Origin of the sequence: Methanospirillum stamsii (assembly GCF_003173335.1) — an archaeon.
GTDB lineage: Archaea > Halobacteriota > Methanomicrobia > Methanomicrobiales > Methanospirillaceae > Methanospirillum > Methanospirillum stamsii.
In genome coordinates, this window is record NZ_QGMZ01000014.1 from 33356 (window position 1) to 45353 (window position 11998).

Here is an 11998-nt window from a genome sequence, read left to right on the forward strand (position 1 = left end):
TGGAACCTTATTTGAAGGATTTGACCATTCCAAAAATTGATTAAAATTATAATGATACCATCCTCTTCCAATTACTATGAATGATTTCTGAAATAGATAGGTAATTTCATAATTATCAGGCTATTGCTGTTCCGTCCTGTGATTCTTACTGGTAAAATAAAAAGGTTTAACTTAGGACCTGAGAGGAAGATGTTATAGAGATCTAAGACAAATTGCTTTTCGAGGTACATGAGTATGCAGGAACTCTATCAGTGTGGCGTATGTGGTAAGATTGTACAGATTATTATTGCTGGAAAAGGGACTTTGGTCTGCTGTAACCAGGAGATGACGCTGGTTCAGGAGAAACGCGGAGAAGAGGAAGGAAAAGAGAAACATGTTCCGGTCCTTGATAAAACTGCTACCGGAGTAAAAGTAAAAGTTGGGTCAGTTCCACATCCCATGGCCGAAGACCATTATATTGTCCAGATTGAGGTCATCGGTGACAATTTCCAACAGGTTTCTCAGTTAAAGCCTGAAGATGCCCCGGAAAAAGAGTTTTGTGTTCCGTTTGAGCAGGTAAAAAAGGTCCGTATTTTCTGTAACAAACATGGGTTCTGGACCAATCTTTAATTTTTTTGGTTTTTGGTATACCCTTAAGGAGAAAGAGGGAGTCTGATAATTTTTTTACGCATCAATAATTCGATATTCCTCTTTTGGAACAGTTATCTCAAAACATATGCCTGTATCTGGTTCTCCTGTCTCCTCCAGTGATATTTTTGTTATTGAGAGGATCTCTCGTGCAAGGAAAAGGCTGGTTGCGTCTTTTCCCGTGTTTTCCCAGGCAAATATTTTTTCTTTGTCAATGTCCGGAATTCCTGGTCCGTTGGATTCAACCAGGATTGTGATACTCTCCGGATTCTGACGATAACGAAGGCCAACATGGGTTGTCGGTCCCTGCCGGATAATAGTTTCCATGAGGGCTAAAAATACATCTTCCAGTAAGGGATCTGCAAATATCTCAATCTCCGGGATTTCCTCTGTCCGGGATATCTTCGAAAAGTCAAGATGAGAGATTGCATTAATAAGAGTTAACTGAACATTCTGCCACTTTGGAGGTTTTATTCCGAGGTTTTGATATTTTTCCAAAAAGACAAGGATATGTTCAACGGATTGCAGGATTTTTTCCTCTTTGGTAAAGCAATCCATTGCCTCATCGATAGACTCTGCATCTTTTGATAACTGGATGTATCCTGATAATATGAAAAATGCGTTTTTAATATCCCTTATGGTGAGTTTACTCAGCAGGTTCAATTTTTTCCTGGCCTGCATCAGGGCTTCTTCACTTTTTGAGAGTTCCGTAAAATTATGCCGGAGTTCTTCATCCATCGCTTCAAGTTCTTCATAAGTAGCCATTAACTCGCTGTTTTTTCTGACCAGTTCAGTTTCTGCATGTCTCCGGTTTAGAACCTCTGAGTGTAATTCCTCATTCTGCTTTGCGAGTTCAGCAGTCTTACGCCTGACCTCTCGTCTGAGGATATAACTCATGCCAACAAAGAGGGCGGCTAGAAGAGCAGTAGTTCCAAGACCCAACCAGATCCAGGTCGGAATAGTCTCGCTGGTTTCAATCCCGTACCATTTCTGCATTGATCGGTAGTATACTGACGAAGGATCATTCTTGGCCTTATGAATGTAATTATTAATATCCTGCAGAATATCGAAGTTCTTTCCCTTTTTAAGGGCAAAACCAAGTCCTGTAGGATTGAACATCAGTGGAGTTCCTGCCAGTCCATATGGCTGGGCAAGCCCCTGTCCTGCTGTGTTATACACTACCAGTGCATCTGCTTCTCCTGATATAACTGCCTCAAAGGCATCTTCCGGAGAATTTTTTACCAGATATGTAGCATTGACCCCGAACTTTTGTGCAATATCACGAAATCCGGTTCCACAGGATGATCCGTTAATTATTGCGATTCGTTTCCCTTCAATATCCAGTATGGTATTGATCCCGGAAAATGGGCGTGCATACACCTGAGACCAGACTGAAAATGCCGATTCATTACTAAACGCAAAGTTCTCCTCACGTTCCGGCGTGGCGGCAACTCCCATGATAAGATCGATTTCACCAGAACTCAAATGTTCCCAGTTATTTGTAAGTGATCCTTCGACCCAGACAATATCCCATCCTTTTTGCCGTGCCAAATCAGTGATGAGATCAACAAAAAATCCAGCGGGATTACCAAGGTCATCGGTAAAGAGTGATGGTTTTAGCTCGGTAAGGGCCACCTTAACTTCCCGATCTGCAGTCACCATGGGACAGCATAAAGCGATGAGAATAATTAGAATTTCAAGTAAAATTACCCAATTGGTTAGGCGTTTTGTATAATTGTGTGGATGCAGTAATTTCATAGGTAAACCTGAATCATCATCCGAAACGTATGTAGAAACTGATAATATATATATGTGTGGAATACTAGCATGCCTGGCTAATTATTCTATTTGAGTTATTTGGTTTTGATGATAGTTTTCTTATCCGGGTTTATGTACGTTAATTTGTTCAACACAGGTGGTGAGAAAAGAATAATATTTTTCATCAGGCCATGGATCAAGTTCAATCAGTTTTTTATCTGATACTGAATACAATACACTTAAGGCGGGATTCATTCCAAGAATTTCTGCTGCCCTTCGATAACTCTCCAACTGGAACTGATATGATTCTTTTTGAGAGAGTTGCAATACTGCAAGAGCATCACTCTTATAATCAATGATTCTCCAGGTTCCGTCCGGTCTTCTGAAGAGTAGATCTATTCTTCCAGTCAGGGGAATTCCTGCAATAGAAACGGTAAATGCATACTCCCGGAAAACATCAGACATTTCAGCAATACTGATTTGGTTTAAAAATTCTTCTAATACTGTTTGTAATTTTTCCTGCTGTTTCTCATCCAGTATTCCGAATTCCTTAACTACAAGGTCCGGATCTCTTCCTCTGAGTACTTCATGAACAGCACTGCCAAACAGGGCTCCCTCTCCTTCATATTCATGATCAATCTCAATAAGGGGAAGACTCAGGTGTTCTGCAAGTTGTGTCACCTGGTATGGAATCTTTGAAGTCTCCTGGGTTTTGATAACTTTTTTCTCAAATGTTCCGTGACATTCCATGAGTTCGGGAGGAATAATAAAAGGAGGAACTCCGGGATCGATACTCCGGATATCCTCATCAGGAGTAATAATCCGGACGGAAATGTCCCTCCCATCAGCATCCTGAATCAAAATATGACCTTCTCCGATGTCATAATCACTTATCCCGAGGGTTGGAATTATCCAGTCAAGTCTGGTATTGTGTGTCCCATCCGGCAATTCCTCCCCGATTTCACCGCTCATAATCAAATGGTCTGCTGCTCGTGTAAGGGCTACGTATAGGAGACGTTTCTTTTCAGCCAGGAGTTTATAATCAAGTTCTTTTTTAAGGAGCCGGTATATTGGAGTTTTCGTGGACTCAAGGTTGTTTTCCGGGTCTGGAAGAACCACTCCCATAAGCGAGCGGCTGCTGCCCAAAAGAACCGGACCCTGGTCAAGGTTTGGTCTAGCAGCCATCTCCGGGATGAAAACAATCGGAAATTCAAGACCTTTTGCAGCATGTATCGTCATGACGGTAACAGCATCAAGGTCCGGATCATCAATCATTGCTTCTCCCTCTTCTTCCTCCCGGTCTAGGGCATCATAGAGATCGATAACCAGGTCAGGCAGCTGGTATTTCCCAATCTCCTCCTTGGTCCTGATGATATCAAGCAGTTTTTCTATGTTTGATATTACCTGGTCACCCTCAACAAGACCTCCATAAACAGCCATCACCCCGGATTTAATAAGAACAGACCGGATGAGCGGGACCAGGCGGAGACGACCGGCACATTGCATCCATCCGGTGAGATGGGTGTATACCTGTGCGAATTTCGGATATTCCTTTGAGGAGTTTAAAATTTTTTCCAGGAATGAACTTCCGGCATACCTGGATATTTGTAAAATTTCAAGATCTGAAAGACCAAAGTAGGGAGACCGGAGAAGTCCCACCATGTGGATATCATCATATGGCCGGTAAAGAACGCTTATCAGGCTGATTAAATCAAGGATTTCTTGCCGGTTGTAAAATCCGGTTCCTTTATGAACATAGTATGGAATATTCCGGATTGCCAGAGAATGGATAAAATGTCCAAGGTGTGTCCGGCGTTCAAGAAGAATTGCGATGTCTCCATAAATTGCAGCCCTTTCTACAAACGTTCTGTTTCCATCCTTATCCCGGATTCCCTCTTCGTATACCGTTGTTTGTTCTTTGATCAGAGTTTCAATATGCTGCGAGATCACCTCACATTCAGGCACTTCTGCATCTTTTTGAATAAGTATCAGGGTAACTGAACCTTCGTGGTTCTTTCGCTCGTTACTTACCTGAATGAAATCATAGGTAAATTCCCAGGGCTTTTCTGCCGTATGAAATAACCGCGAGAACAAGGTATTGACAAACGAAACAACCTCCGGCGAACTCCTGAAACATACATCTAAGGGAATATTTTTCCCGTTACATGCTCCGGTGATAAGATTTTGGGCATCCCGAAACCTGGTCACATCGGCATCCCTGAAAAGATAAATTGACTGTTTCGGGTCACCGACAATAAAGAGGCTGTTTACCTCCGGAGAAGGTTCACCAATGATGGTGTTTACAATTTCAAACTGTGCCGGATCAGTATCCTGGAATTCATCAATGAGGATGTACCTGTACCGGTCTTTGTAATATGAAGCAACAGTTTCTTGATTTGTCCGGAATAATTTCTTTGTATACCTGATGAGATCGTAAAAGTCGATACCGCCGGCATCTGATTTTTTCTTTTCTATGATAGTACAAAACCGGGAGAACGTTCTATTGAGATCAGCAAGAAACCGGAGGGTAAGGATACTGAAAGGATTTTCCGGAATAAATTCAGTTTTTCTGATATATTCGATATTTTTTTTCAGCAACTCATTCAGGGTTTTATTTGTCTCCCTGAGTTCCTTAAGCAAATCCTCAGACCAGTTCTTCTTTGACCCTCCCTTGAGAGATTCCTGCAGAAAAGATGATGATGCATCAAGGAATTTATCCGGATTATCAGTTTCAAGGAGTGATTCAAGGTATGGTTTTACGTCCTGGAGATATATCATTGCCTTGTCATCTGCAGGGATGTCCATTGCGGCAAATCCGAGCAGCGAAATTACCATATCGGAAAATTTTTTATTATTCCGGAGGTTATCCACTTCCTGTTCCCTGAATTTCTGGATCTCCTCCTGCCAACGGGAAATTACTACATCAGGGTTACTTTCCAGCTGGAAAAAGAATTCTTCGGCATCTTCTCTGTGGGAATAAAGGTACCGGGTAATTTTCTCAAGGCTGTATTCTCCGACAACAGAAAGGTTTCTAATCAGTGAATCTTTAATCTCTTTTTCTGCCGGTGTATGAATGAGTTCCTGGAAAGAAAGAGAAAAAATCCGGGAAGATTCTTCCTGGTCAAGAACATTGAACGATGGCTCAAGTCCGGCCTCAAAGGGAAACTCTCGGAGGACACTTGCACAAAAGGAATGAAAGGTCTGTACCGGGGCAATAAGAAACTCAAGCCTTGATCTCTCCCAGAATGCTCCTTCCCGCTTCTCAAGTTCACTTCTGATTCGCTCTTTCATCTCCGCTGCTGCTTTATCGGTGAACGTAAGAGCGAGAATATTCAGAACTGAAATACCATTAATTGAATCCGGATTCTGCCAGCCAAAACTCTCAAGAAGGTCCATGTATTTATTGACAAGAACATACGTCTTTCCGGTTCCGGCTCCGGCGGATACCACGACGGAAGTATCATGGCTTGTTATTGCCTCCTGCTGCCTTTCAGTCCCTGCCATCTTCTCCTCCTTCTTCGCTCTGTTCAGCATTTCTAAACCGATCAAAACGGCATATTCCGGAATATGGGCAGTATGATGAGATAGTGCATCTATCCTGTGGTAACGGAAATACTCCCGCCCTCATCCCGTTAATGTACTGTTGTGCAGCGGCAAGGGCTCCTTTTGTCACATCATGAAACCCGGTTGTTCCTCTGGCACGTGAATGTCCGGCGATATGCTTTCTTTCCGGGTCAAGAAGCGGCCAGGTCTGTTTTATTTTCCTGCTGATTTCAAGGTATGAACCACCTATTCCGATCCGGGGTTTATCTGTATTTTCATACATTTTTTCAAGTGCCAGGAGATAGAGGGGAAGCTGGAGTGCTTTTCCTTCGCTAATTCGTTTCCCGTTTGGATACTGGCTTCCTGTTTTATAGTCAATGATAGCAAAATATCCGTCCGGAGTGGTGTCAATTCTGTCAATTCTCCCTTGTATTCTGATGTTTTCACCTTCCCCCAGGTCCAGGGTGACATAATTCGGATTATTATCCGGAGAATCCGGTGATGACTTGATTTCGAATTCAAATCGTTCCGGATGCAGAAATCCTTCCCTTTCCGCTTCATGATCAAGTAGTCGCCTGAGTAATCCGGGATTATCATCATATCCAAGCAAAGATGCAACGGTTGCATGCCAAATCGGACTTTTGTATGAATAGGAGCCAGTGTATTTTTTCCCGATTCGAAGTAGAAGATCAGATGCCTCATCCATATCTTCTGTTCTAATCCGGCGGGGTCCGGAATTGCACCACTCTTTAAAAAATTCACAGAGGGTGTCATGGATAAGAGTTCCTTTCCGGGCAGGTGAGAGTGTCGGGTCTACTTCTAAAAATGGACGTATCCTTATTACCCGTTCAAGGAAAAATTTAAACGGACAATTTGCATAGGTTTCAATCTGGGTCGGAGACCATATCCTCTCCGGACCAAACATATTGGGATCCGATAGCCAGCTGATTACCTGTTCATCTTCACTCAGGATTCCATCATATTTAGAATCAAAAGTGCCGGTTCGGTACCAGTCTTCTATCAGGATGCGGTTTGCAACAGATCCGTAGGTCTGGTTAACTGAAAGCCAGGACAGGGGATTGTCCGGATCCACCCCCTCATTGGAGTTCTGCTGGCGGATGGTTTTTCCTGCCCGTATGGCTGCTCTTTTTTCCGAATGGGTGATGTCTCTTCCCCATTCCTGGGTATTTTTAACTTTCCGGACCTCTTCAAAAAACGAAGAGGTAAGCACTTTTCGCTCTCCCCGGGTATTTGATGTGGAGAGCCAGACCTTTTTTCCGGCTGCCAGGGTGGAAATAAAGTAATATTGTTCACCTATGATTACTTCATCAAGACCACGACTCCCAAGTTCCTGTGATTCAGTCGAGGTAAGCAGGGGAAAACGGGTAGACGGATAGGGGATGTCTCCCTCGGATAGGCCGCCAAGAAACATACAGGAATATTCCATTCCAACCGCCTGACGAAGCCCGGATATCCTGACACCTCCGGTATCTTCGGTCAGGTTTACCGGCTCTTCCAGAAGAAATGTCAAAAATCTTACGAATTCAGAAAGTTCAATTTTTTCATCTGGTAAAAACAAGGTGGAGAGTTTCTTCAGACAACCCTGGAATTGTCCGTATGCTTTTTTTTCACGGGTAATAATCGGATCGTCGGTGGGTTTTTTACGATATAAAAATTCAGGCTTAACCCATTTTTCAGATATTCGTTGGTATATTGCGATTCCTGCATGTCCGGTCAGGTTATCTTTGAACTGGTTGCAGTCCTGCTGTATTTCCTGTATCAAAGCGACAGCGGGATCTATTAATTGTTCAGAATAACCGGGGAGTGATTTTTTCGCATCTTCCGGGAGATCTTTCAGGGCAAGAAGTGATGGTTCCCATGATGTTTCTCCTTCGATACCAGCAGTTCGTGTTATCAGGTCAAATTCCAGAGCGGTGATTTGTGGAAGATTTTGATTGGGAAGATTACAATATGGACTGCTTAAGAGGCTGATGACCAGTTCCCGGGGGTAATCTTCCAACACGAGCGAAGGAAAGAGCAAGAAAAACCCTATTATTGGTTCCCGGATAAGTGGCTCGCCCACCTGTGAGTATGATGGTATACCAAACTCATCGAGTACTTCCTGGATCTGTGGTGAAGCAGACGATATCTTTGGAAAGGCAATACATATTTCGTTTAAGGTAACTCCTTCTTCGGCAAGAACATGTATTTCTTCTGCAATAGATTCCAATTCTTCTCTTGTCGATGGAAAAACCCGGGTCCGGATACCATCACCATTATCCGGAATGGGAGAGCTGGTGAAAATGTCAGATCGTGCCACGAGCTCATCGGTTGGCTCTGTCCGGACTATTTCACGAGGTTCTATCCAATCAGGAGGAGCATAGAGACGAGAGTCCAGTCCGGCAGGATACTCAAACCTGAATTCTTTTGCATGATTCCGGATGGCTAGCATGAGTTTTTTTTCCCTGGGCATTATTTCCAGGAGCTGACTAGTCCTGACCGAGGAGAAAATTGTGTCTTTTCGTTCTGATATATCCCGGATAACCCATTCGATAAGGGCTGTGTTATCAAGAAGACCTTCTGTCTGTAGGTTTTCCTTAAAAGAGGTAAGAGCATAAGAGATCTGCCGGCATTTTTCAGATTTTGAGATTAGTGGATGAGATGAAAAATCAGTTACACGCTGAGAGAGAATGGATCGGAGTTCATACAGGTCTTTGAGTGTGCCCGGAGATGGATGACCCCGGGTAAAAAAGAAGGGGATTTTATCTTTTATTTTTTCAAGGGTTGTTGATAAGATAAGGAGAGCCTGACCATCGGTGATAATCCGGGTAGTTTTTCCATGTTCTTCATGGTACTTCCGGCAGAAATCATGCAAGGTTGTGATCCGGTCCGGATTATGAGGGATTTGCTGATTGATGAGTTCCTTTTTTTTCTGGTTGGCGAGGAGGGCTGTTGGAAAAATAATCAGGTCTTTTAATGTTAGCGATGCACCAAATTCCGGTGTAGATGAAGGCTTTTGAGGAATGAATGTATCGTTGAGTGATTTTTGTTTTGACACGAATGTACCAGTATATACAGGGTATACAGGAATTAGGGATATGATTTCCTATCCGAATCCGGAAGAAGAACGAAAAGGTGCAATTAATATTAGGTTCTGCCTGGTAGAACGTACTAAAATAAATTGATCGGCTTTGAGAGGTTTTATGAGAAATGATTCTATACATTGAACCAAAGGATTCAATGGTTATCAGATCTTAATTGTAATGTGTCCTGAGGTTCAATGTTTACTAATATTCGAAACAATGAACTTTTCAAATCAATGTTACTATGAAATATAATACTGGAAGATATGAAGAGCAACCGAATGGATGTGTATGTTTTATTCCATCAAGTCTGCCACTTGATCCTCCATTAGACTATACACCAAAAATTGCGTCTCTACTTTCCAGTGCTGACAGGGCAATTGCGTACATGGATGGAACAATCCAGATGGTTCCGGATTCTGATCTGTTGTCATGTATGTTTGCACGAAAAGAGGCATTATTGAGTGCACAAATTGAAGGGACTATTGCAACTTTTTCAGGTCTATTACGATTTGAGAAAAACCTTAGTTCTCCTGATAATCCTGATCATCTGAAACAGGTAGTGAACAATTTTAACGCATTGACAGAAGGGTTTGCAAAAGCCGAAATAGATAAGATTTCTATGGGCTTTCTTTGCTCATTACATAAGACATTACTTGCTGGTGTTAAAGGCAAAGAAAAGATGCCTGGGTTTATCAGGCCAATACAAAATTTGGTTGGTGGTGACGATTGTTTCACTGCTACGTATGTTCCTCCACCCCAGGAGAACGTCATGTTTTGCCTGGAAAATTTATTGAATTATATTCGCATGGATGATGACACTCCTCCGTTAATAAAATCTGCTCTCATTTATGCATATTTTGAGATGATTCATCCATTTTTGGATGGAAATGGGAGAGTTGGCAGGTTATTAATTATTTTATATCTCTACTTCAAAAAAGTGATACGGTTTCGGTTTTTCACAATTAGTTATTACTTAAAAGAAAAACGTGAGGAGCATTATATAAGGCTCAATCGAATTTCTAAAGAAGGGGATATTGAGGGTTGGATAGAATTTTATCTGGAAGGGGTAATAAAATCGTCAAATTTGACAAGTGAAACTGCAGTTTCCATAAAAAAACTTAATGAAAAATTAGAGAAATGGGTTATAACAAATAGTGTTGGGGGCATTCATGGAATTCTATTGAATCAGTTACTATTTTCAAACCCTATTGTATCCATTCCAAATGTGAGAGATAATCTGAATATCTCACATCAGGCTGCCGGACGTCTTGTAAATAAATATGTAGATGCAGGGTTTTTAGTTGAAGAAACCGGTAAAAGTCGATATAAAGAATTTCTGTTTGTTGAATATGTGAAAATTTTATCCAAGGGAACAGAATTTCCGAAAGTCGAATAAGTTTCAATATTGTAACGTAAAATTTTACGTTACATGAAATAACGCTTATTCCATTTAATGTGCTATAAAGTTCAAGGTTGGAAATAGATAGATTAAATTGATATGCTGTATCGTGATAATGTTTAGTTGATTGACATTATAACTTTTTGTGATATTTCATTATTTTCTTTAACCGATTGAAATCCGGCCTTCATTATGTATCTTTTTTCCGGGAATATTCAAGAGCTCCCTTAACCGGACAAACATTTGTACATCGTCCACAAAGAAAACATTCCGCCTTATTGCTATTTTCATATGCCTCACCTACCGGACATATTTTCTCACATTTTTTACAGGTTATACAGTCACTGGTCCGGCGGAGTTTAAATATGGAAAAGTATGCTGCAGCGGTTAAAAGCAGTCCATACGGACAGATAAATCTGCAAAATGGCCGGTAAATAAAAAGGCCGATAACCATGATCAAGGCAAACAAGTAGAATTTAAGGGACGTTATTTCAAGGTAGAAAAAATATTTCATCCCCATACATTTTACCGGGAAATTCGGTATAAATAATGCAAAAAATACGAAGACAATTCCTACAACCAGGTGGATGATGAGAACCGCCCGTTTCCAGGGAATGGAAATTTTCGGAACAGGCACTTTTGAAAATAGTTCCTGAATTGCCCCGATAGGGCAGACTGCACTACAGTAGGCTCTTCCTCCAAAAACGGTAAGAAGAATAAAAAGGATAAGAAAGAATAAAACTGCTTCCAGGGGCAGACCCAGTTTTCTTGTCTCGCCAAATAATACCTGTTGAAACTGGTAGGGTGCCACTGGAGCAAATATGAGAAATCCAAGCAGGGTAGATAATAGAAGAAAAACCAACTGGACCGGAGTTTTGAATTTTCCTTTATGATACAGATAAAAGATAAGAGGGATAGCAATAAGAGCATATACCAGTCCTACTTGCTGGGGAATAGAAGATAATACCATGTTTGTATCATTCTTCGAAGAGGTGATAATATGTTCGATAAAATTTCCAATGATACCCGCAAAAAAGAATGGTACCAAGATCTTCTATACTTTATTCAGAAACTACAGTCTGGTTACCTGTCTCATTTGCATCCGGCTGGCTACCAATATCATTGGCATGAACCTTTACGTAATCCATGACAACTCCACTGACAGTCTCATTGACACCGATGTTGCTGAGTAATGAGGTTAATACTGAACTGGCAATTGCTGTCTTTACCTCGTTCAGCTCTGGGGATGCCTCAGTTTCTGATGCATTCCCTGCGTAATAGTTCTTAACTGTTTCTACAATTGCAGCAGTCTGGGTTTCATTTGTACCTGATTGCTTGAGCATTGAGATCAATAATGATTCGGCAACCATGGACTGAATTTCATCTGCAGAAATATTTGCTGTATCAGGAGTGACAGTTGCATTTGTTGCATCACTTGTGGTGATATTCTCTGCTTCTTCCTCCTCTGCGTAAACAAAAGTTCCGAGGGAAACCAAGCACATTAAAACAACAAAACCAATAGAAATGATACGAGACACACTTGTTTTCATTTTATCAATGCCTTTGCTTTGAACTTTTTAAAATA

Annotated in this window: 7 protein-coding genes; 2 read left to right on the forward strand and 5 right to left on the reverse strand. The window is 41.5% G+C overall.

Features of this window, described 5'->3' with window-relative positions:
- Positions 1-234 precede the first annotated feature (234 nt).
- Positions 235-609: a desulfoferrodoxin gene (locus DLD82_RS06765; protein ID WP_109940355.1), complete on the forward strand. Its 375-nt coding sequence runs from the start codon at positions 235-237 to the stop codon at positions 607-609.
- A 54-nt stretch (positions 610-663) separates the two neighbouring features.
- Here DLD82_RS06765 and DLD82_RS06770 read toward each other — a convergent pair whose 3' ends face one another.
- The 3 genes from DLD82_RS06770 to DLD82_RS06780 form a co-directional block, all read right to left on the reverse strand.
- A complete protein-coding gene (locus DLD82_RS06770) occupies positions 664-2385 on the reverse strand; it encodes a transporter substrate-binding domain-containing protein (RefSeq protein ID WP_109940356.1) in 1722 nt (573 codons plus the stop codon).
- A 120-nt stretch (positions 2386-2505) separates the two neighbouring features.
- On the reverse strand, positions 2506-5889 hold the full coding sequence (locus DLD82_RS06775) for a UvrD-helicase domain-containing protein (protein WP_181391302.1): 3384 nt from the start codon (positions 5887-5889) through the stop codon (positions 2506-2508).
- Positions 5876-8986 (reverse strand): PD-(D/E)XK nuclease family protein, encoded by a 3111-nt coding sequence (locus tag DLD82_RS06780; protein WP_109940358.1) that lies wholly within the window; start codon positions 8984-8986, stop codon positions 5876-5878. Before DLD82_RS06780 ends, DLD82_RS06775 begins: the two co-directional genes overlap by 14 nt.
- Positions 8987-9255: 269 nt before the next feature.
- Between DLD82_RS06780 and DLD82_RS06785 the strand changes: the two genes are divergently transcribed.
- A complete protein-coding gene (locus tag DLD82_RS06785) occupies positions 9256-10410 on the forward strand; it encodes a Fic family protein (RefSeq protein WP_109940359.1) in 1155 nt (384 codons plus the stop codon).
- A 193-nt stretch (positions 10411-10603) separates the two neighbouring features.
- Here DLD82_RS06785 and DLD82_RS06790 read toward each other — a convergent pair whose 3' ends face one another.
- A complete protein-coding gene (locus tag DLD82_RS06790) occupies positions 10604-11383 on the reverse strand; it encodes a 4Fe-4S binding protein (protein WP_146199716.1) in 780 nt (259 codons plus the stop codon).
- A 91-nt stretch (positions 11384-11474) separates the two neighbouring features.
- Positions 11475-11951 carry a hypothetical protein gene (locus DLD82_RS06795; protein ID WP_146199717.1) on the reverse strand — a complete coding sequence of 159 codons (477 nt, stop codon included), beginning with the start codon at positions 11949-11951 and terminating at the stop codon, positions 11475-11477.
- Positions 11952-11998: the final 47 nt, after the last annotated feature.

Bases quoted from the DNA above. Each gene is read 5' to 3' on its own strand.
- DLD82_RS06770 (WP_109940356.1), bottom strand. From the start codon at position 2,385: ATGAAATTACTGCATCCACACAATTATACAAAACGCCTAACCAATTGG.
- DLD82_RS06790 (WP_146199716.1), bottom strand. From the start codon at position 11,383: ATGGTATTATCTTCTATTCCCCAGCAAGTAGGACTGGTATATGCTCTT.
- DLD82_RS06785 (WP_109940359.1), top strand. From the start codon at position 9,256: ATGAAATATAATACTGGAAGATATGAAGAGCAACCGAATGGATGTGTA.
- DLD82_RS06765 (WP_109940355.1), top strand. From the start codon at position 235: ATGCAGGAACTCTATCAGTGTGGCGTATGTGGTAAGATTGTACAGATT.
- DLD82_RS06775 (WP_181391302.1), bottom strand. From the start codon at position 5,889: ATGGCAGGGACTGAAAGGCAGCAGGAGGCAATAACAAGCCATGATACT.